The following is a 22,425-nucleotide window of genomic DNA, read 5'->3' as shown; positions in this document are numbered from 1 at the left end:
AAAAGCCGCTAATTGCGGCTTTTTTAATGTGCTTTTAAATAACACAGGACTTAGGCTGGGTTATTTTTTTACCTGAGCATCTAACGATTCGCCATTCACTTCACTAGAATCGTCACTCATTAGATATAAATAGGTAGGCATTAAATCCTCTGGTGTAGCAAGCGCGTCTCTATCTTCACCTGGATATGCAGCCGCTCGCATTGAAGTGCGCGTAGCACCTGGGTTAATACAGTTTACACGAATGTTTGTTTTACCTACTTCACATGCCCATGTTTGCATCATGCCTTCTACTGCAAATTTCGAAATGGCATAAGGTCCCCAAAATTCACGGCCTTTGCGACCAACACCTGATGATGTGAATACGATTGATGCATTATCAGATTTACGAAGAACCGGAAACAAGGCTTTAGTGATCATCGCTTGTGCAGTCACGTTTACTTTCATTATGTTTTCGAACGTAGATGAGCAAAAATGCTCAAGTGGGCCAAGCGAGCCTAAAATACCGGCATTATTAAGAAGCCCATCTAGGCGGCCAAACTGATATTCAATCGTTGCGGCAAGGTCGCGGTAGTTTTGCTTCGTTGCGCCTTTTAAATCCATAGGCACAATTGCAGGTTTAGGATAACCTGCATTAACAATTTCATCGTAAACACATTCAAGTTTATTAGTTGTTTTACCTAATAAAATAACCGTAGCACCATACTTTGCATATGTAATGGCTGCTACTCGACCAATGCCATCGCCGGCGCCTGTTATTAAAATAACTTTATCTTTGAGTGCGTTTTCAGCTGCTTGATAAGTGTGCATAAAAGTACCAAATTGTATGATTTTTTTAATTTTAACATAGCAAAACGTGAAGTAATCGAATTTATTGCAAAATTAGGTGGCGAAAATAGAAACTTTACGTTAAGTTTAACTGGTCTAATGTCTCATTAATAACCTGATTACATTGTTTTAACTTAATACACTGATTAAACACACTATAAAAATAAAATATGTGCGGAGCCAACAATATGAAAAAAATGCTACTTTCACTCTCGGTTACAGCTGCTTTAGCAGGTTGTGGCGGTGGAGAAACGTTAAAAGATGTTAAAAACGACACAGCCCCAGTTATTCCAACGGCAACAGTAAGTTTTGACCCTGCTAATGGAGTTATATCTGTTCCAAACGATTTGTTAATGAGTGGTACCCAAGACGGTACATTAAACATTCCTGGTGAATTAGATGATGATAACGTGTCTATTCCACGCACAGCTTATGCCAACCCACAATTGGCTCTAGGCGCACTTGATGGTTGGTCTTCGCAGGTTCCTTATAAAATTGATTTAACATTCCCACCGAGTGTAAGTTTAGATGAAGCATCTGCTGGGGCTCCTGGTACGGTTAGAATTTTTGAAGTAATAATGGGTGCAAGCTTAACGGATGAAGAATGTTCGGTAGTAGCTGCAGGTACTGCTTGTAAATTAGTGGGCGAACTTACCTTTGGTGTTGACTTTGTTACTCAAGCTTCAGGTAATGCTGTTGCAATTGTTCCTCTAAAACCATTTAAAGCTGGTAGTTCATACATTAATGTATTAACAACAGGGCTTAAAGACTCATTGGGTCGCTCTATTGAGCCATCTTCAACTTATGGGTTAGTTAAACAAGAAGCGCCATTAATTACAGCAGCCCAACTTGGTTTGCAGGGCGCAGTTAATAGCTACGAAAATGTAGTTGTTAGTTCTGGAAATATTACGAAAGACGACATTATTTTCTCAGGTGCGATGACTATTCAATCAGCAGGGCCTGTGCTGGGTACTATCAAGCAGTTGTTAGCAGTGAGCTTGCAACAGCCAAGTATGGCAACACCTGCTGTGCAAGTACCAGAACAACCAATGGTAAATGTACAACAAGTATTTGCTTCACAAGGTGTTGAAGTATCGCCTGCTTTTTCTGGTGTTCAATATCAAAAGGGTAGCATTATGCTTCCTATGTACCTAGGGACTCCAACAGGCACTGAGATAAGTGATTTAAACGATACATATTGGCAAGGTATGTGTGATAACGCGGTAGCAATACTTGGTTATAAAGCTGTTGCCGGTGATGCTTTTCCTGCAGAACCTATTAGTGAGAATGACGGGTTATGTTTTGCATTGAGTAGTGGACAGCTTCGAGATTTAGGTTTAGACAGCACGCGTCATTTAACTAAATATAATACCATTCCAAAAGTACAAAGCATGGCGAATGTGCCAGTACAACTAACAAAACCTATTTTACCAATTATTAACGGTGTTCGTGCGCAACTACAATTACCGGCTATTGAAATGCCAGAAAATGGCTGGCCTGTTGTAATTATGCAGCATGGTATTACTACGCAAAAAGAAAGTATGCTAGCGTTAACTGCCCAACTTTCTATTCAAGGTTTTGCAACTGTAGCAATTGACCACCCAAGACATGGTGAACGCGGTATCGATGTTGATGGTGATGGAAGTGATGACTTTAATGCAACAACAGGTTCGGTACTTAGTTATATGGACTTGAGTTCATTACTTGTTGCGCGAGATAGCCTACGTCAATCAGCGGCTGATTTATTAGGCTTACGCTTGGGTTTAAACTTTATTAACGATACGACTATCAATAGTAAAGATGTTACCTACATCGGGCATTCGTTAGGGTCTATTGTAGCCCCGGCATTTATTGCTCAAGCTAATAGCCCAATGGCGCCTACTGTTGACCCACTGTTTAATGTAAATACAGTAGCACTTGCAAGTGGCGGCGGTGGCATAGCAAGCTTCTTACTTGAATCTGCTGCGTTTGGTCCATTTATTCAAGGTTCAGTACTTTCACAAGCTGGTACAACCGAAGCTGATGAACTTAATGTCTACCTACAAGGCGCTGCGCTTTCTAACTGTGGCTCATTAGTACCAGACATGGAAGCTTACTTGACATGTGGTTACAATGAATATGTTGCATCACTTACTACTGCGGGTGAAACGACTAAACTTACTAACATTCAAGGTGTATTTACACAGTTTGCATTTGCGGCACAAACAGCACTTGATAGTGGCGATCCAACTAACTACGCTGCCACGGTGAAAGCATTAGGTACTCCTGTTTATACTAATGTTGTTGTGGGTGATGGTGTTGATAACAAGCCCGACCAAGTGATACCGCCAATGGCAGCTAATAATCCTATTTCTGGCACAATTCCATTAGCTAACTTGATGGGTCTTGAAACAGTAAGTACTTCGCAAGCATTAAGTGAAACACCTTCGAGCTATTTAGTTAAATTTACTAAAGGGCATCATGGTTCTATATTAACGCCAGCTCAAGATGCTGCAAAGGCTTCAACTGTTGAAGGCAGTGCTGCTGCTAATGCAGAAATGCAGCTGCAAGTAGCTACTTATTTAGCTGCACGTGGACGTATGTTGTTAGTTTCAGACTCTGAAGTTGTGACTGATTAATAACCAGTAAAATAATTAACCTTTAAAAGCCACTGAAAAGTGGCTTTTTTTTGTTTTAAAGCATGTTAAATTAGCTGAAATTTATAAATGGAGAAACCAGTTGGAATTTTTATACGAGTACGGTTTGTTTTTTGCTAAAACAGTTACTTTTGTTATCGCTATCGCAGTTATTCTAATGTTGATAGTTGGCGCTGCAGTTAAGCCAAAAGCTAAAAAAGGTGAAATACAAATAGATGATATATCAGAGCAATTAGAAGAACTTAAAGAAAGTTTTTTGCAAAATACGCTCGGTAAAAAAGAGCTTAAAGCACACCAAAAACAGATTAAATCGCAAAGTAAAAAAGCAGATAAAGACGAAGCTAAACCTCGTTTATATGTAATTGACTTTGTGGGCAGTATGGATGCACACGAGGTGGAAAGCTTACGAGAAGAAATAACAGCCATTATCTCTATTGCTGAACCTAGTAAAGACAAGGTCCTTATTCGTTTAGAAAGTGGTGGCGGGGTTGTACATGGGTACGGACTTGCTGCTTCGCAACTACAGCGTATTAAAAATGCTGGCATACCCTTGAGTGTCTCAATTGATAAAGTGGCTGCCAGTGGAGGGTACATGATGGCATGTGTTGCCGATGAAATACTCGCTGCACCATTTGCAATTGTTGGCTCTATTGGGGTAATTGCTCAAATTCCTAACTTTAATAAAATATTGAAGAAAAATGATGTTGAATTTGAACAAATAACTGCTGGTGAGTTTAAGCGTACACTGACTTTATTTGGTGAGAATACGGATAAAGCTCGTGAAAAATTTCGCGAAGAAATTGAACAAACTCACGACTTATTTAAAACATTTGTGAGTACACAACGCCCAAGTTTAGATATAAATCTAGTTGCGACAGGCGAGCATTGGTTTGCAACGCAAGCTATTGAAAAAGGCTTGGTAGATGTTATAAAAACAAGTGATGATGCTTTATTAGAGCAGCAACATGAACGCCAAATCTATAAAATTAAATATAAAGTCAAAAAAGGACTGAGCGATAAGCTAGCGCTTGGCTTGAGTAGTGGCGTAAATAAAGTCGGGATAAACTTACTTTCTAAATTTAAGTCCCTAAATCCTTAGATTAGAATTTTTAACCTGAGAACAAGCTAATTATTTTTACTCGAAAAAAACCTTGATGCAAAACATCAAGGTTTTTTATAACTCAATAGTCATAGATTATGAATCAATAGACTTATGATAATCTTCTAAATCTTTAGCTGCGTTAGGGTCATTGAATACGCTTTCATCAAGTTCACCTTCAGACTTGGCAACAACACAGGTAACCATACAGTCACCAGTAACATTTACCGCAGTACGGGTCATATCTAGCAATCTATCTACGCCAATTATAATAGCAATCCCTTCTACAGGTAAGCCAACTTGGTTAAGTACCATTGCCAACATTATTAAGCCAACACCAGGAACACCGGCTGTGCCTACAGATGCGAGCGTAGCTGTTAATATGACCATTAAATAGTCAGAAATCGTTAAATCAACACTAAACACTTGTGCAATAAATACGGTTGCGACGCCTTGCATAATCGCTGTACCATCCATATTAATGGTTGCACCTAGGGGTATAGTAAATGAGGCAACTGAGTTGCTTGCACCTAACTTTTTAGTCGCAGTTTCAAGTGTAATAGGCATGGTTGCGCTAGAGCTTGATGTACTAAATGCAAATAAACAGGTGTGCTTCATTTTAGCTAAGAAAATACGCGGGTTTAAGCCCGTTAGTATTTTTAATAGTAATGTGTAATTTACAAGCGCATGTAATAGCAGGGCCAAAACAACAACGCCAAAATATTTAGCTAGGCTCACAATTAAATTGAGCTCTATTGTAGTGAACAGCTTTGCCATTAAAAAGAACACGCCATATGGTGCAATGTTCATTAATAAAGTAACTAATTTTAAAATAACTGTGTTTAAGTCTTCAAATACATCAGCAACGCGTTTGCCTGCTTTACCACTTAGTGCCATAGCAATGCCAAATAGTAATGCAAATACAATGACTTGTAGCATGTTGCCTTTAGCCATTGCTTCAAATGGATTTGTTGGGAACATGTCTATAATAACTCTAGCTAGAGTAGGTGCTTCTTTTGCATCGTAACTCGCTTGAGAAGGTAAGCCAATTCCTTCCCCGGGATTAAATAATAAGGCTAGGGAGATTGCTACTGTAATAGCTATAGCTGTAGTTAGTAAATATAAACTAATAGATTTGCCACCTAAGCGTCCCAGTTTTTTTGGATCGCTAAGGCTGCAGGTTCCACAGACAAGTGAAACAAAAACGAGCGGAACAACTAACATTTTTAAGCTAGCGATGAATATTTGCCCACCCACATGAAAAAGGCCATCGACAAAAAATGCTTTAATTGGCAAAGAGAATAACCCAAGTGGTATTAGATAATCGTCTTCACCAGCTAAAATAGCCTGAAATATAAAGCCTACTATAACCCCTAACCCCATACCTATCATGATGCGAGTGGTTAAACTCATTGAACGGATTTTTGACATATACCCTAATCTACTTTTAATAAATTTTGTCATAGACTACCAGTCTATAAATATTTATACAGAAAAAGTTAGTATTTATTGAAAATTATTTTATACAAAAAAGTAATAAAAAACTGTGATTTTAAACTAGGTTATAGGTTAATATTAGGTAAATAACGTTTAGTTAATAATAACAACACTAGGGAGAGGTCAATGCCTTTAACGCGATTGCTCAGTATTATGTTACTTAGCTTTTTACTCATGGCTTGTGGCGGAGGTGGAACGCTTGAAAAAGATGGCACAGTGGGTGGTGATACTGACACCGACACAACTGTTTATACAGTAACCCTTCAAGGGTATTCTCAAACTAGTGACTCTGAATCAAATGCAGTAACTGCTGACGCGCCAATAGATTTACGTGTAACACTTAAACAAAATGATACCCCAGTTGCAGGAAGACGCATAACGTTCAGTTTAGCTGATGGTGTGGGTGAACTTACTCCAGAGTCGGCATTAACCCAAAGTGACGGTATTGCCACTGTTGAACTTTCTGCGGGAACAATTACAGGCGCGGGAGAAGTTACTGCGACGTATACTATTGATGGCGCATCGTATACAGACGTTTTTGATTTTCAGACTCAAACTGAAGTTATACCTAAAGTAGAGCTGGCCGTTAATTTACAAACATTAAATGGAGGAGAGGCCAGAAATGTAAATTTTTTAACGCCCGCAATTGCACAAGCAATACTTCTGTTAGATGGTGAACCAGCTGCTTTTCAGCTCATACAATTTAATCTATCAGGCTTTGGAACAATAAATCCGTCTAATGGAACAGCAATGACCAATAATGAAGGCATTGCTAAAATAGATATACTTGCTGGCACTGAAGCTGGTGCAGGAACTGTTTCAGCTACTTATATTACTGAAGATGGCAGTAGTATAAACTCTAATGCTTATACTTACACTACAGCAGGCGACGCTCCTGTGCTGGGATTGTCGGAAGATTTTACGATTGATTTAAGCTTACTTTCGGCGACAACGCTGGCACAAACGAGCCAGATTAGTGCAAGTGAAAGTGGTTTAATTAAGGCGCTTGTTCTAGATTCTGATAGTCAACCGGCGGTTGGAGAAGTTGTTACCTTTAACTCATCGCTTGGTAGTTTATTGCCCAGTTCAGGGACTGCACTGACTGACTCAAAGGGCATAGCTACGCTCAATTTGACATCAGGAACAATTGAAGGGGCTGGTATTGTTACCGCTCAGTTTGAAGCGGTTGAATCTACATTGGGCTTTTATACCAGTGGGGATGCGATTGATCCAAATCAAAGCAGTGCCGATATAGCATTTACAATATTCCAAAACTGCCCACCTGACTTCAAAACGACGAAGGATGTGAGTTTATGTGAAGAGACTGCCGGTATTTCTGGTGATTCAATTGGCATCCTTTATATTAAAGTTAATAAAAAGGATTCAACCATACCACTAACTCAAACTCTCGTTACGGCAACAACAACGATTGGCTCTATTTCACCTACAACGGGCACCGCAATCACCGATGTAAATGGTATTGCAATACTTGATATTATCCCCGGCAGAGATGTAGGGGCTGGAGAAATAACTGTTTCAGTATTGGGGAGCAGCATTACCAAAGCATTTCAGATAGCTGCTGTAGATATTGATATTACTATAACAAGCTCTTTAGCTGATGATGAATTTCTAGCCGCAGGTGCTACAGCACTAATTTCTATTGAAATTACTAAAGATGGTGAAGCCTATACAACCCCATTAAATGTAGAATTTTCATCAGGCTGTGTTGCAAGTGGTTTAGCTGTGATGGATGAAGCTGTTACCAGCATTGGTGGTTTCGCTCGTTCAACTTACCGACCTTTAACGTGTGTTGGCGGCGATATTATTACTGCAACAGTTGTTACTGGTGGTGATACTGTATCAGGTACGGCAACGATTAATGTATCTCCAGCTGATATTGGCTTCATCCAATTTATTGAAGTAACACAACCTGTCATTTCATTAAAAGGTACAGGTGGAGCTAACAGAAGTGAAATTTCAGAAGTTAGATTTAAACTAATTGATTCTAACGGTAATGCACTAGCTTCTAGAACTGTCGACTTTACATTATCCACTTCAGTAGGTGGAATTACGCTTAGTACCGCTTCGGCTATCACCAATAGTGCTGGTGAGATACAGACTACAGTTCAGTCTGGTGCAGTTGCGACGCCTGTGCGTGTTATTGCTTCAAGTAAAGATGATGTTGGTGGCGAAACTGTGGTTGTAACAGCGCCTTCGGATATTTTAGTTATAAGCACAGGGATTGCTGATCAAAATAGCTTTTCACTATCTCGCTCAGAGTTTAATACGCATGGTTTAAATGTTGATGGGACTTTAGTATCTGTTAATGCGCGCTTAGCCGATCATTTTAATAACCCGGTACCAGATGGCACTGCTGTAAGTTTTATTACTGAAGGTGGTGTTATCGAACCAAGCTGTACGACTACGAATGGCGTTTGTAGTGTTACTTGGACTAGTAGTAATCCACGCCCGTTTACCGATTCAATGTACGAAAATACAATTGCTCAAAAATGTGATGGTGGATTACCGTGTCCATTAGGTATTTTAAATAATGATCTAACATTAGATTTACCATTAGGGGGGCGTGCAACCGTTCATGCATATGCTATTGGTGAAGAGACTTTTTCAGACTTAAATGGTAATGGTTACTTTGATAGCGAAGACTTCTTTGATGATTTATTTGATATTCCAGAAGCTTTTATTGATAACAATGAAGATGGCACTTTTGGCGGTAAAGACTGTAACGATGGAACGGATCCTTGTTCACGTGATAACTCAACAGGCGATGAGTTTGAAGAGTTTGTAGATTTTGATGGTAATGGTTCTTGGACTACAGAGAACGGTTTGTACAATGGTTTACTATGCCGTCAAGAAGACGAAACTGCTGGTATATGCAGCCGCCAAATGGTTAACGTATTTCAAAACCAAGAAATTGTAATGTCTGGTGATGCTGCTTTCTTTAGGTTAATAACTTATGCCAATGATTGTGCTGCTATTACAGGCGTAACAGCGACTGAGGTGCGTGTAAATAGTGACCCTACAGGGCCTTTAGTGCGTAGTTCAACAGGCCAGCTAATGTGTGGAGTTGATTCAATAGACTTAACAGAAGCGACAGGAACTAATAGTGTTGGATTAACCGTGTTCATAGCTGATGCCTATAATAACCCTTTACCCGTTGGGAGTGAGGTAAGTATCGCCTCTGAAAATGGTATTCTAACGGGCACTAACAGTTATATCTTTCCTAATACAACAAGTTTTGTGCCTGTAGGTATTTCCTTTGGTATAACAAGAGAGCCAGCCGATGGAAGAAATGATATAACTGATGGTTTTTTAACAATTAGTGTTGAAGCTACATCGGGTCTTATTTCGTCAACTTCAATTGCAGTTACTGACGACGCTAAGCTATAATTTTATGATGTTTCAAAAAAATGCCAACCTTTAGGTTGGCATTTTTGTTTGTGTTCTATATATTCCACAACAATTATTCTAAAAACACCTGTTTGTTTAAATTAGCAACAGAAATTGTTCGTTTATTCAGTAAATACTGAAAAGTTTGTATTAAAAGCTTGTAACAACTAGTGTTTGTAGATATACCTATAAATATTCGCGCCGCTTAGAGCGGTAAACACATTTTTAATATTTGGTTAGAAATAGGCAACTATGGGCAAATCGCTAGTAATTGTAGAGTCACCTGCTAAGGCTAAAACAATTAATAAATATTTAGGTAATGATTTCATCGTAAAGTCTAGTATTGGACATGTACGAGATTTACCTACTTCGGGTTCGAGCAAAGCTAAAGTGCCGGCAACTAAAACGCCAGCAGAAGTTCGTAAATTGCCACCTGAAGAAAAAGCAGCGTATAAAAAACAACGAGATTATACCAACTTAGTCGCACGTATGGGAATTGACCCTGAACAAGGCTGGGAACCGCATTACGAAATATTGCCGGGTAAAGAAAAAGTTGTCCAAGAATTACAAAAACTGGCAGAAAATGCAGATCAAATATATCTCGCAACGGATTTGGATAGAGAAGGGGAAGCGATTGCTTGGCACCTTCAAGAAATCATTGGTGGAGAGCCTGAAAAGTATAAACGCGTAGTTTTTAACGAAATTACTAAAAATGCTATTCAACAAGCGTTCGAAACGCCGGGTGAGTTAAATACCGATATGGTTTTTGCTCAGCAAACGCGACGCTTCTTAGATCGCGTTGTTGGCTTTATGGTGTCGCCATTACTGTGGGCAAAAGTCGCTCGCGGACTTTCTGCAGGTCGAGTTCAGTCAGTTGCAGTGCGTTTATTGGTTGAACGTGAACGTGAAATTAAGGCATTTATACCAGAAGAGTTTTGGGATATTCATGCTGATGTTAAAAACACAGAGTCAGAGTTACGTTTAGAAGTAACCAAACAAGACGACAAGCCATTTAAGCCAGTAAATGAAGCTCAGGCTAGCGCAGCAGTTAAAAGCCTTGAGAATGCCGAATATAAAGTTGTTAATGTTGAAGAAAAACCAAGTAAGAGTCGTCCAAGTGCGCCTTTAATTACTTCAACAATGCAACAAGCGGCAAGTACACGTTTAGGTTATGGCGTTAAAAAGACCATGATGCTTGCTCAGCGTTTGTATGAAGGTGGTTACATTACGTATATGCGTACCGATTCCACTAATCTGTCAAAAGATGCAGTTGCTATGTGTCGTGAATATGTAACTGAGCAATTTGGTGAAAAATATTTACCAAAAGATCCAATTAACTACAGTTCTAAAGGCAATGCACAAGAAGCGCATGAGGCTATTCGTCCATCAAGTGTAACAGTGCTTTCTGGTCACATTGAAGGCGTTGACGCTGATGCTAAAAAATTATACGAGCTTATTTGGCGTCAATTTGTTGCATGTCAAATGGTGCCTGCAGAATATGATCTAACTACTTTGACTGTTGCAGCAAACGATTTTCAGCTCAAAGCAAAGGGTCGCGTATTACGCTTTGATGGTTGGACTAAAGTACAACCTGCAATTCGCAAAAAGAATGAAGAAGATCAATCATTACCACCGGTTACATTAGGTGAAACACTGACTCTTGTTGAACTTGATCCTAAGCAACATTTTACCAAGCCGCCTGCGCGTTTTAGTGAAGCGAGTTTGGTTAAAGAGCTTGAAAAACGAGGTATCGGTCGTCCTTCTACGTACGCATCTATTATTTCAACGATTCAAGACCGTGGTTATGTACGTGTTGAAAATCGCCGTTTCTTCGCTGAAAAAATGGGTGAAATTGTTACCGATCGTTTAGTTGAAAACTTTACAGATTTAATGAATTTTGACTTTACCGCTAAAATGGAAGGTCGGCTAGATGATATCGCGGAAGGCGAGCGCGTTTGGACTGAAGTACTTGATAAATTCTATGCTGATTTTTCAACGCAACTAACTGTCGCCAAAGATGAGCCAGAACAAGGTGGTATGCGTCTTAACGAGATGGTTGAAACAGATATTGAATGCCCTACGTGTAGCAGAAAAATGGGTATACGCACGGCCTCAACCGGTGTTTTCTTAGGGTGTACTGGTTATAGCCTTCCACCAAAAGAGCGTTGTACTACAACGATGAACTTGGTATCGGGTGATGAAGCTGTAGCTGCAGATGTTGAAGATGTAGAAACTGAAAAGTTAATGCAAATGAAGCGTTGTCCAATTTGTGAAACAGCAATGGACTCATACCTAATTGACGAAACTCGTAAATTGCACGTGTGTGGTAATAACCCCGCATGTAAAGGCCATGTAGTTGAGGAAGGTACCTTTAAAATTAAAGGCTATGATGGACCAATTATCGAATGTGATAAATGTGGTTCGGACATGGAGCTTAAATCGGGTCGCTTTGGTAAGTACTTTGGCTGTAATAACGAAGAATGTAAAAATACTCGTAAGCTACTTAAAAATGGCGAAGCAGCGCCGCCAAAAGAAGATCCTGTTCACATTACTGAATTAGAATGTGAAAAATCAGATGCGTATTTTGTTTTACGTGATGGCGCTGCGGGTATCTTTTTAGCCGCAAATACTTTTCCTAAGTCACGTGAAACACGTGCACCTAAGGTAGAAGAGTTAAAACGCTTTAGAGACCGCATTTCGCCTAAGTTTTATTATTTAGCAGATGCACCAGCTAAAGATCCTGATGGTAATCTTGCTGTTGTACGCTATAGCCGTAAAAATAAATCTCAGTATGTTATGACTGAAGTTGACGGTAAAGCTACCGGCTGGACTGCTCATTATGAAGCGGGTAAATGGACAGAAGAAGCGAAGAAAAAAGCAGCACCTAAAAAGAAACCAGCGGCTAAAAAAGCCCCTGCTAAAGCAAAGGCTAAGCCAAAAGCAAAAAAAGAGGCTGAATAAGTAAATAATCGCTTATTCATCGCTTTTAAAAGCTAAAAAAACCGGAACGCACAGCTTGTGTCGATTCCGGTTTTTTTTATCTATTTATATGTACTTCGCAATGGCTTTGTTAGCCGCACATATAATACCAACCTGCATAAATATTTGAACAATTTATCGAATTAAATCACTCTACAACGTTGTTAAAAATTTTTATTTAGAACAACTAGATACAAAATTTTTGCTTAGTTCTAGCGCGATTTTCTTATCGTTAAATAGACCACATATACAAGCAGATTGGTATGAATATTATTAAATTTTTACAGAAGATATTTTCTTGTATCCTTCTGATTCAAGTTCATCATTTACACACTTTAATACGTATGCATTTAGATCTTCATTACTTACGTCGTCATCTTTAGCCCAGTTAACACACATTTCTGTGTATTCTTTTATTGTTTCGGCTGAGGCGTTTGTCGCATCGTCTGCTACTGCGTAAGTTGCAGATACTGCAAATAAAGGTGCTACGATTAATGCTAGCAATGCTTTGTTCATTCGTTTATTCCTAAAAAAATGGTGTGACGACTGAATTACGCTATTTAAGTTGAAGCGTAAAACAATAGTGCCCAGTACAGAACAATTCTGTTGGTATGCTGATTTTTAAACGAAATTGAGATAAAAGATAACGAAATATTTTTATCGTGAAGATGAGTAATTCATCTATCGGTATTTTCACATCATTGTGTTGTTGTGAGTTATAAGCTAAGGTCGCTTTTTTAAATTAAAAGACCAAAAAATGTCATCACATACACCTCAAAAAAAGCCACGCCAAGCGAATAAATTAGAGCATGCGTTAGAATCTTTTATCTTTAAAGGACGTTGGCTTCTGGCCCCATTTTTTGTTGGTTTACTCTTTGCAGTTGTATTGTTACTAATAAAATTTTTTAAACAGCTTTATTTAATGGGTATTGCGACGTTTTCAGCAACTAATCAAGAATTACTTGTTGGCATTTTAACCTTAGTCGATACCGCACTATTAGCAGGGCTATTACTAATCATTACATTCAGCGGTTACGAAAACTTTGTTTCAAAGCTTGATATTGATAATCATGAAGACAGACCATCTTGGATGGGGAAAGTCGGTTTTTCAGGGCTAAAAATGAAACTAATAAGCGCAATCGTGGCTATTTCAGCTGTTGAATTATTAAAAGTATTTATTAACTCAGGTGCATACCCAAACGATGAATTACTGTGGAAGGTGATTATTCATGTTACGTTTGTTATGTCTGGTGTTCTATTTGCGCTAACTGATTACTTAAACAGTAAAACCCAAAGTCATTAGAAAAATTAAATGTACAAAAAAGCCCAAGTAATTTACTTGGGCTTTTTATGTTTAGAGCTTAGCTGTAACATTAAGTGTAATTATTGATGTCATTAACACTCTGCATAAAAGCAAGCGTAAGGCTCAAGCGTTAGTGTATCTTGGCTTAATTTTGCGCTGTGATGGCTAAGCTCAGTGTATTCTTTAACGATTGATGTTGGCATATCAATACTTGCTTGTTGAAAGCTTAGATTAAACATGCAAAGCATTCTTTGCGTTCCAAGGGTTCTATAAAAAGCAAGCACAGGCTCAGGCGTTTCAATAAACTCAATATCACCCTCAAGCAAAACCGTTTGCTTTTTTCGCCAGGTCATAAATTCACGGTAGGCATTTAAAATTGAGTTGTTATCATTTGTTTGCATCGCAACTGATTGTTTTTTGTGTGCATCATCTACTGGGAGCCAAGGCTTGGCTTCACTAAACCCAGCGTGCTGCGATCCAGTTTGCTCCCAAGGCATTGGCGTTCTACAGCCATCACGCCCTTTAAAGTTAGGCCAAAACGTTATGCCATACGGGTCTTGTAAGTCTTCAAAGGCAACACTTGCTTCACCTAACCCTAATTCTTCACCTTGGTACATACACACGCTGCCGCGAAGAGAAGCAAGTAGGGCGGTTAACATTTTACATTGCTGAGAGTTGATTTTACCGTTTTCGCTCCAGCGGCTTGCTACGCGCTCTACGTCATGATTGCTAAATGCCCAGCATGGCCAGCCCTCAAGCATATGTTGTTCTAGGGTTTGAACCGTAGTTCTAATATATTCACTTGAGTAATCATTTGTTAAAAGCTCAAAACTATAACCCATATGCAGTTTGTCGCCGCCTTGAGTATATTCTGCCATAGTTGCTAACGAATCTTCTGACGATATTTCCCCAAGTGATACAGTACCTGGGTATTTATTAAGTAATGCACGAATATCTTGCATAAACTCAATGTTTTCTGGCTGAGTATTGTTGTAATAATGGTACTGAAACGCATACGGATTATCTTCACTAAAACCACGGCCTTGACGCTTATCTTTTGGTTTAGCTGGATTATCGCGTAGTCGTGCATCGTGATAACAAAAATTAATAGCATCGAGTCTAAAACCATCAACGCCTTTTTTAAGCCAAAACTCTACATTATCAAGCACTGCTTTTCTTACATCTGGATTATGAAAGTTAAGATCCGGTTGTTCGGTTAAAAAATTATGCAAGTAGTATTGCCCGCGACGAGGTTCCCACTGCCAAGCCCCACCACCAAAAATAGAAAGCCAGTTATTTGGCGCTGTACCATCTTCTTTTGCATCGGCCCAAACATACCAGTCGGCTTTATCGTTTATTAAATTATCGCGGCTATCTAAAAACCACTGATGTTGATCGGAGGTGTGACTTAATACCTGATCAATAATTATTTTAATATCACGCTCATGGGCTTGGCTTATTAGCTCATCAAAATCGTTTAAATCACCAAAAAGCGGGTCAATGTCGCGGTAGTCACTAATATCGTAGCCAAAGTCTTTCATTGGCGATTTGAAAAAAGGTGAAATCCAAATAGCATCAACGCCTAAGCTTTTAATGTAATCAATACGATTAATAATTCCTTTTAAATCACCAATACCATCGTTGTTGCTATCTTGAAAGCTACGCGGATAAACCTGATAAATAACCGCACCTTTATACCACTGCTTTTGGGTCATGCTTTTCTCCGTCATTCCACACAGTATTTAGACTATTCTTATTTGTGATTAAGATTAATCACGTTATTTGAAAAAGCATACGTGAAGCCTTGAACACTGTAAAAAGCCTGCATACGTATGCACTAAAATTAATACAATTAAATTATCAAAAATAAGTACTTAGGCATCATTAAAAATGTTCGATTTGTGTGTTTTTTGTTTACCAATTATATAATTTAGCTATTTTCTTACTCGAACTAAACCTAATAGCTTGTCCTATAAGGGAAATATATTTTATGTTTCACCTTTAATGGTCTGACCAATTCAACACTTGGTTGATGCTTAATAGTTCTTATTTTCCATAGCGGTACTAATTAGTTTCACTTTGTTTACATCAAGGTCAGTGAGCTATTAACTGTTAATAGAGTGAATTTAACGAGCAATGTTTTACAATTGAATTTATTTGTTTTTATATATAATTAAATCAATTGGTTAGTCTTTGTTTTTTCAAGTTCATGTTAATGTTAAATCCTTCTGTAACGGTTGAATACGTATGCATAAAGTTGTTAATAAAATAAAGCTGGCGTTAATATTCATCCTGACAACAAAATTAGCTCGCCTGTTTGACTATCACTCAAACAATGAATGCGGGTATCACAATATGGGTAACGGGAAACATTATGTCTATGTTCAAACCAAGTATATTAACTTTGGCATTAACAGCTGCAGGCTTATCAAGCTTTGCAACACTAGCTGCTCAAGAAAATACAATAAAAAAAGATGACGTAGAGGTTATCGAGGTTAAAGGCTTTCGTGGCAGCTTAATTGAATCTATAAACACTAAACGCTTTTCTACACAGGTTGTAGAATCTATTTCTGCAGAAGATATAGGTAAATTACCTGATTCGTCTATTGCTGAGTCTATTGCACGTTTACCAGGTTTAACTGCACAACGTTTAGATGGCCGAGCAAGTCGTGTGAGTGTTCGTGGTTTCAGTGAAGATGAAAGTGCGACCACTTTTAATGGCCGTGAGCAAGTGTCTATTGGTGACAACCGAGGCGTAGAGTTTGATCTTTACCCATCTGAAATAATGAGCGGTGTTACTGTTTATAAAACACCTAATGCCAGTATTGAAGCCGAAGGTATTGCTGGTGTCATTGACATGCAAACGGTTAAGCCTTTAAGTAAAGGTGAACGTGTTGTTATGTTTAATGGTCAGCTTGAAAAAACAAGCTTTGACAAGTTAAACCCAGATGGCGATAACCAAGGTTTCCGCGGTACTTTTTCGTATATTGACCAATTTGCAGATGACACTATTGGTGTGGCATTCGCGTATAACAAAATGAGTTCTCCAAACCAAGAAAAGCGTTGGAATTCGTGGGGGTATCCAGAATTCACAAATAATGGTAAAGATTATTCAATTTTAGGTGGTGCAAAACCTTATGTCCGTTCATCTACATTAGATCGTGACTCAGCAATGCTGGTTATAGAAGCATCTCCGAATGATCGCTTGAATATGACATTCGATGCATTATATGTTGATTTTTCTGACGAAAGAATTTTACGCGGTATTGAAATTCCATTTGCATGGGGTCAAGGTAGTATAGATCCAAACAGTGTTATTGTAGACGAAGACTCTGGTTTTATTACTAGCGCTAAGCTGCAACAAGGCCAGCGTGTTGTTGTTCGAAATGATTATGAAGAACGTAATGCTGAACTAAAGCAATTCGGTTTTAATACAAAATACGATATTAATGATGCATGGTCTGTAGAGTTTGATGCAAGTGTATCTGAAGTAGAACGTCAGCTTTGGAGTATAGAAAGCTACTCAGGAACTGGTCGCGGAGACAGTAATGGTGTTGCTGATAACTTAGGTTATACCTTTAATGGTGGCAACACGGGCGCGCAATTTACCCATGAACTTGATTACAGTGACTATAACTTAATTCAACTAGGTGGACCGTTATCTTGGGGCGCAAGCTCTGCGTTAAATGATAAATACGGCCTAAATGATACGCCTTACCAAAATACAGCACAAGATGGCTTCATCAACGCACCAGAAATTAATGATGAGCTTCAAACATTAAAGTTAGCTGCTAGCAAAGTGCTTGAAAATGACTACATAAGCGCTATTAAATTTGGTATTTCGTACCGTGACCGTGAAAAAACTAAAAAGTCAGAAGGTTATTTTATGACTTTGAAAGATTTTTCACTTGATAACCCAGGAATGGTCTCAGTACCTGAAAAATACCGTTTGGGCACTGCAAGTTTAGACTTTATTGGTATGGGTAATATGATTGCTTATGACACTAATGGTCTGGTTAATGACGGTTACTACAATCTCCTACAAGAGAGCTTAACAGATCAAAAACATAAAACGCAGTCTTGGACAGTACAAGAACAAGTTACAGCTTTATTTTTGCAAGCAGATATTAATACTGAACTAGGTTCAATTCCTGTTTCAGGTAACGTTGGTGTGCGTTATGTTAAAACGGAACAATCATCACAAGGTTCTGCTGCGACGACCGAAAACGGTTTAGTTGTTGTATCTCCAACAGACATTAGCCATGATTACTCGCATGTATTACCTAGCTTAAACTTATCATTTGCAATAGATGAAGAACAAACGGTTCGTTTTGGTGCAGCTAAAACTATTTCACGTGCTCGTTTAGATGAAATGAACGCTTCTGTAAATGCAACATATAGCCCAACTCAAGACTCTAACGGTAATAACTGGAGTGTATCTGGTGGTAATCCGCAGCTTGAGCCTAAAGAAGCCACTGGTTTTGATTTAAGCTATGAAAACTATTTTCATGAAGAAGGTTATTTTGCAGCAGCGTATTTCTATAAAGATATTTCTACTTGGATTTTTGACGGTAACTACGCAATAGATATGACTGGTGTCGCTAATCCATCAACAGGTGAAATACCAGCAAATAGCCAAGGTTCTGGCTCAGGCAAAGTAAATGGTGGCGGAGGTGACCTTTGGGGTTACGAGCTATCTCTTTCTTTACCATTGAGTATATTTAGTTCATCACTGGAAGGCTTTGGCTTAATTGCCAGCCATACTGGTGTAGAGCAAGATATTGAAGATCAAAATGGGAATGAATATGAACTGCCAGGTTTATCAGAGAAGATCGATAGCTTAACTTTTTATTACGAAAGAAATGGCTTTCAAGCGCGTACAAGTATGCGTAAACGCTCTGACTTTAAAGGTAATGTTAACGGCTTAGGACTTGCGGCTACGCAAGTAGATATTAAAGGCGAAACAATTTGGGATATTCAAACTGGATATGATTTTGCTGAATCTGGCTTACAAGGTCTGGAAGGGTTATCTGTTACATTCCAAATTCAAAACTTAACCGAAGAGCCATTTACTTCGCTTTCGGGTGATAACAATTTACAAGTACGTGACTACCAAGATTACGGTCGCACTTACTTGTTAGGCTTTAGCTACAAGCTATAATAAAAATTGTGTGTAGAAGCCCTTGTGATTTATTTTACAAGGGCTTTTTTATAGCTACTTTACCTAACTTTTTAATCATACTTTGATTTAATAAAACGTGGATAATAAGATGAAATCAATAAAACACGTCGTGATCGCAGGCGGTGGTACCGCAGGTTGGATAACTGCAGCACTGCTTAATAAAGTGTTAGGTAAAGTAATTAATATCACATTGATAGAGTCATCATCTATTGGCACCGTGGGAGTTGGAGAAGCAACAATTCCGCCTATTATTCAACTTAATAACGCATTAGGCATTAACGAAAAAGAGTTTATAAACGAAACCAACGCAACAATTAAACTCGGTATTGAATTCGAAAACTGGAAAAAACCAACGCACAGTTATATGCATGCGTTTGGCCCGATTGGAAAAGACTTCCCGTTTTGCGACTTTTATAACTTTTGGTTAAAAGGTCGAATCACGGGTTGCGAAGACGATTTATGGGATTTTTCGTTAAATTACCAAGCCGCTAAACAGCATAAATTTGCTCCCTTAAACACAATACCCAATACCCAATTACCTGGGCTAAGTTACGCTTATCATTTTGACGCCACACTTTACGCTGAATATTTAAAAAAGCTGGCAATATCGCGTGGTGTAAAACACATTGATGCCAAAATTAGTGAGGTTACACAATGTTTAGCAACGGGTAATGTAGAAACACTCATACTCGATGATAATAAGCAAATCAACGGTGATTTATTTATAGATTGCACAGGGTTGCGTGCGTTGCTTATTGAGAAAACACTCAATACCGGATTTGTAGATTGGTCTCATTATTTACCATGCGATAGTGCCATTGCAGTACAAACAAAATCAAACGATGAATTAAAACCTTATACGCAATCAATTGCGCACAGTGCCGGTTGGCAGTGGCAAATTCCGTTACAAAGCCGAATAGGCAATGGCTTGGTTTATTGTAGTCGTTATTTATCGGATGAAGACGCAAAGGCGTTGTTGCTTAATAACTTACCCGCAGATCCAATAACAGAACCTCGATTTATTAAATTCAAAACAGGTAGACGTGTAAAGCAATGGCATAAAAATGTAATCGCGGTTGGTTTATCAAATGGCTTTTTAGAGCCATTGGAATCTACAAGCATTCACCTAATTCAAAGCGCAGTTACGCGGCTGATTAAATTATTTCCGCACCATGGTATCAGCGATGCGTTAGCAAGCGAGTTTAATAAACAAAGCGTGACAGAAATAGAGCACATGCGCGATTTTATTATTTTGCATTACAAACTTACTGTGCGCGAAGACTCCGCATTTTGGCGTCAATGCATGCAAATGGATATACCGGATTCACTGATCCATAAACTTAATCTATTTAAACACACAGGCAAGGTAGTCCGTGAAAACGACGAGTTATTTGCTGAAGTTGCTTGGCAGCAAGTGATGATTGGACAAGGCTTAATACCTGATGACTATTGCACTATTGCTAATTCGTTTACGGACGAGCAGTTAAGTGATTTGTTTATTAGTTTAAAAACATTAGTAAATTCGACAGTTGAAAAACTTCCTACCCACAAAGAATTTTTAGCCAGTATTAAAAGGGCGTCATAATGCGATTTATACAGCAAATACTCTTACTCTGTTTATATACTATACCAAGCATGTCTTATGCTCTTAGCGTTGAACCAGCTAATTGGTGGGTGGGCATGAAAAAAAATACAATTACGCTAATGTTGCATGAACAAAACATTGCAAACACCCAATTTAAGCTTTTACCTTATCAAGGAGTTGAGCTGGCCAATATTACGCGCACCGAAAACCCTAATTACGTATTTTTACATATAGCCATTAGCGATACAGCTCAAGCAGGCACATTAAAATTTAATAGCAATGGTAAGAATAATTTCATTTTCTCTTTACTTGAGAGAACAAAAAATAGTGCTGTGCGAGAAGGTTTTAGCAGTAAAGATACTGTGTATTTAATTAACCCTGACCGTTTTGTAAATGGCGATAAACAAAATGACACCGTGAGCGGTATGTTGGAGGAAGTAAATCCAACATTTAAAGGAGGGCGACACGGTGGTGATATACAAGGTGTTATTAATGCATTGCCATATTTAAAAGATTTAGGTGTAACGCAGTTATGGTTAACGCCGGTACTTGAAAACAACATGCCCGATTACTCTTATCACGGTTATGCTATTACTGATTTTTATAACGTAGACCCACGCATGGGTTCTAATTCACTTTATAAATCGCTCTCAGTAAAGGCCAAAGAGCAGGGTATAGGCTTGGTAATGGATATGGTGCTTAATCACTTTGGTGCTGAGCATACATGGATGAAGGATAAACCGAGCAAAGATTGGATCAACTTTAATGGCGAATTTGAAAATGGTAAAAATGCGACAAGCCATGCCCGCCAAACAATTCAAGACCCACACGCAAGCGATTACGATAAACGCCAGTTTAACGATGGCTGGTTTGTAGCCAGCATGCCGGATTTAAACCAGCGCCAACCACTTTTAAGCGAATATTTAATTCAAAATGCGATTTGGTGGATTGAATACGCAGATTTAAGTGGTATTCGCGTTGATACTTACTCTTACTCAGATAAAGCATTTTTGAGCGATTGGACAAAAGCAATTATGCAAGAGTATCCGGATTTTAATATTGTAGGAGAAGAGTGGACCTCTAACCCTGCTATTGCCTCTTACTGGCAACGTGGTAAGCATAACCAAGATGGCTATACATCAAGCCTACCAAGCGTTATGGACTTTTCGTTGCAAGAGGCGGTAATTCAAGCGCTAAATGAAGATGAAAGTTGGAACACCGGTTGGGTTAAAGTATATGAATCGTTAGCTAATGATTTTTTATACCCTGATACCAATAACATTATGGTATTTGCAGATAATCACGATATGAGCCGCGTTTACACTGAACTTGGCCAAGACGAAGCCAAAACTAAAATGGCAATGACCTTGTTTTTAACCACACGAGGTATAGCCCAAATGTACTACGGTACGGAAGTGCTATTAGATAACACTCCAAGTAAAGACCATGGTGATATTAGAATAGACTTCCCAGGTGGATTTAAAGGCCAAACTCGTAACGCCTTTACGGGCGAGGGGCTAACAAAACAGCAAAAAGAGATGCATAAAACAATTAGCACCTTGCTTAACTTTAGAAAAGGCAGCACTGCGCTTGATAAAGGAAAGCTTGTACACTTTACGCCTCAACAAGGTGTGTATAGTTACGCGCGTATTAGCGACGAGCAAACTGTGTTGGTATTTATGAATAAAAACACAAAAGAGCTCACTAAGAATATTGAGTATATGCAGGAAGTAATACCAAAAAATGCCAAAGCACTAAACTTATTCACCCACAAAACAAAGATGCTGGGTAGTGCAGTTACTCTACCGGCTATGAGTGCAACGGTATTCGTTATAAATACCCCACAATAGTTGCCTGAATACGTATGCAGCAACTGTATGGTTGCTGCAGTAATCTTTAGTATAAAGTAAT

General features: G+C 38.7%; 12 protein-coding genes. 8 read left to right on the top strand and 4 right to left on the bottom strand.

Annotation, left to right across the window (positions count from 1 at the left end; genetic code table 11):
* Positions 1 to 60: 60 nt before the first annotated feature.
* Positions 61 to 807, bottom strand: coding sequence for a YciK family oxidoreductase (locus LOS73_RS13725; protein WP_007375386.1), 747 nt, complete (start codon positions 805 to 807; stop codon positions 61 to 63).
* 206 nt (positions 808 to 1,013) lie between these two features.
* Here LOS73_RS13725 and LOS73_RS13720 point away from each other — a divergent pair, with 206 nt between their 5' ends.
* Both LOS73_RS13720 and sohB read left to right on the top strand, forming a co-directional pair.
* Positions 1,014 to 3,443 carry a VolA/Pla-1 family phospholipase gene (locus tag LOS73_RS13720; protein WP_033029484.1) on the top strand — a complete coding sequence of 810 codons (2,430 nt, stop codon included), beginning with the start codon at positions 1,014 to 1,016 and terminating at the stop codon, positions 3,441 to 3,443.
* A gap of 100 nt (positions 3,444 to 3,543) precedes the next feature.
* Positions 3,544 to 4,560: a protease SohB gene (gene sohB, locus LOS73_RS13715; protein ID WP_007375383.1), complete on the top strand. Its 1,017-nt coding sequence runs from the start codon at positions 3,544 to 3,546 to the stop codon at positions 4,558 to 4,560.
* 96 nt (positions 4,561 to 4,656) lie between these two features.
* Here the strand turns inward: sohB and LOS73_RS13710 are convergent, their stop codons facing one another.
* Positions 4,657 to 5,991 (bottom strand): dicarboxylate/amino acid:cation symporter, encoded by a 1,335-nt coding sequence (locus LOS73_RS13710; protein ID WP_033029520.1) that lies wholly within the window; start codon positions 5,989 to 5,991, stop codon positions 4,657 to 4,659.
* 192 nt (positions 5,992 to 6,183) lie between these two features.
* Here LOS73_RS13710 and LOS73_RS13705 point away from each other — a divergent pair, with 192 nt between their 5' ends.
* Positions 6,184 to 9,465: an Ig-like domain-containing protein gene (locus LOS73_RS13705; protein WP_033029482.1), complete on the top strand. Its 3,282-nt coding sequence runs from the start codon at positions 6,184 to 6,186 to the stop codon at positions 9,463 to 9,465.
* A gap of 252 nt (positions 9,466 to 9,717) precedes the next feature.
* The gene (topA, locus tag LOS73_RS13700; RefSeq protein WP_008134073.1) at positions 9,718 to 12,426 is read left to right on the top strand and encodes a type I DNA topoisomerase; all 2,709 of its coding nucleotides are present in this window, start codon (positions 9,718 to 9,720) and stop codon (positions 12,424 to 12,426) included.
* Positions 12,427 to 12,717: 291 nt separating this feature from the next.
* Here the strand turns inward: topA and LOS73_RS13695 are convergent, their stop codons facing one another.
* The gene (locus LOS73_RS13695) at positions 12,718 to 12,960 is read right to left on the bottom strand and encodes a hypothetical protein (RefSeq protein ID WP_007375379.1); all 243 of its coding nucleotides are present in this window, start codon (positions 12,958 to 12,960) and stop codon (positions 12,718 to 12,720) included.
* A 241-nt stretch (positions 12,961 to 13,201) separates the two neighbouring features.
* Between LOS73_RS13695 and LOS73_RS13690 the strand changes: the two genes are divergently transcribed.
* Positions 13,202 to 13,747: a TIGR00645 family protein gene (locus LOS73_RS13690; RefSeq protein ID WP_007375378.1), complete on the top strand. Its 546-nt coding sequence runs from the start codon at positions 13,202 to 13,204 to the stop codon at positions 13,745 to 13,747.
* A 92-nt stretch (positions 13,748 to 13,839) separates the two neighbouring features.
* Here LOS73_RS13690 and LOS73_RS13685 read toward each other — a convergent pair whose 3' ends face one another.
* A complete protein-coding gene (locus LOS73_RS13685; RefSeq protein WP_033029479.1) occupies positions 13,840 to 15,462 on the bottom strand; it encodes an alpha-glucosidase family protein in 1,623 nt (540 codons plus the stop codon).
* Positions 15,463 to 16,121: 659 nt separating this feature from the next.
* Between LOS73_RS13685 and LOS73_RS13680 the strand changes: the two genes are divergently transcribed.
* The 3 genes from LOS73_RS13680 to LOS73_RS13670 all read left to right on the top strand — a co-directional run bounded on the left by LOS73_RS13680 (position 16,122) and on the right by LOS73_RS13670 (position 22,364).
* Positions 16,122 to 18,908: a TonB-dependent receptor gene (locus LOS73_RS13680; RefSeq protein WP_149606083.1), complete on the top strand. Its 2,787-nt coding sequence runs from the start codon at positions 16,122 to 16,124 to the stop codon at positions 18,906 to 18,908.
* A 109-nt stretch (positions 18,909 to 19,017) separates the two neighbouring features.
* Complete coding sequence (locus LOS73_RS13675; RefSeq protein WP_457933848.1) at positions 19,018 to 20,514, top strand: tryptophan halogenase family protein; 1,497 nt, start codon at positions 19,018 to 19,020, stop codon at positions 20,512 to 20,514.
* Positions 20,514 to 22,364 (top strand): glycoside hydrolase family 13 protein, encoded by a 1,851-nt coding sequence (locus tag LOS73_RS13670; RefSeq protein WP_457933847.1) that lies wholly within the window; start codon positions 20,514 to 20,516, stop codon positions 22,362 to 22,364. The genes LOS73_RS13675 and LOS73_RS13670 overlap by 1 nt, the downstream gene beginning before the upstream one ends.
* Positions 22,365 to 22,425 lie beyond the last annotated feature (61 nt).

It is taken from the genome of Pseudoalteromonas sp. SCSIO 43210 (genome assembly GCF_054133285.1).
The sequence above is the reverse complement of the archived record's forward strand: the minus strand, read 5'-3'. Positions and strand labels throughout refer to the sequence as shown.

Bases quoted from the DNA above. Each gene is read 5' to 3' on its own strand.
- LOS73_RS13710 (WP_033029520.1), bottom strand. From the start codon at position 5,991: ATGTCAAAAATCCGTTCAATGAGTTTAACCACTCGCATCATGATAGGT.
- LOS73_RS13690 (WP_007375378.1), top strand. From the start codon at position 13,202: ATGTCATCACATACACCTCAAAAAAAGCCACGCCAAGCGAATAAATTA.
- topA (WP_008134073.1), top strand. From the start codon at position 9,718: ATGGGCAAATCGCTAGTAATTGTAGAGTCACCTGCTAAGGCTAAAACA.
- LOS73_RS13695 (WP_007375379.1), bottom strand. From the start codon at position 12,960: ATGAACAAAGCATTGCTAGCATTAATCGTAGCACCTTTATTTGCAGTA.
- LOS73_RS13675 (WP_457933848.1), top strand. From the start codon at position 19,018: ATGAAATCAATAAAACACGTCGTGATCGCAGGCGGTGGTACCGCAGGT.
- LOS73_RS13680 (WP_149606083.1), top strand. From the start codon at position 16,122: ATGTCTATGTTCAAACCAAGTATATTAACTTTGGCATTAACAGCTGCA.
- LOS73_RS13725 (WP_007375386.1), bottom strand. From the start codon at position 807: ATGCACACTTATCAAGCAGCTGAAAACGCACTCAAAGATAAAGTTATT.
- LOS73_RS13705 (WP_033029482.1), top strand. From the start codon at position 6,184: ATGCCTTTAACGCGATTGCTCAGTATTATGTTACTTAGCTTTTTACTC.
- LOS73_RS13670 (WP_457933847.1), top strand. From the start codon at position 20,514: ATGCGATTTATACAGCAAATACTCTTACTCTGTTTATATACTATACCA.
- LOS73_RS13685 (WP_033029479.1), bottom strand. From the start codon at position 15,462: ATGACCCAAAAGCAGTGGTATAAAGGTGCGGTTATTTATCAGGTTTAT.
- LOS73_RS13720 (WP_033029484.1), top strand. From the start codon at position 1,014: ATGAAAAAAATGCTACTTTCACTCTCGGTTACAGCTGCTTTAGCAGGT.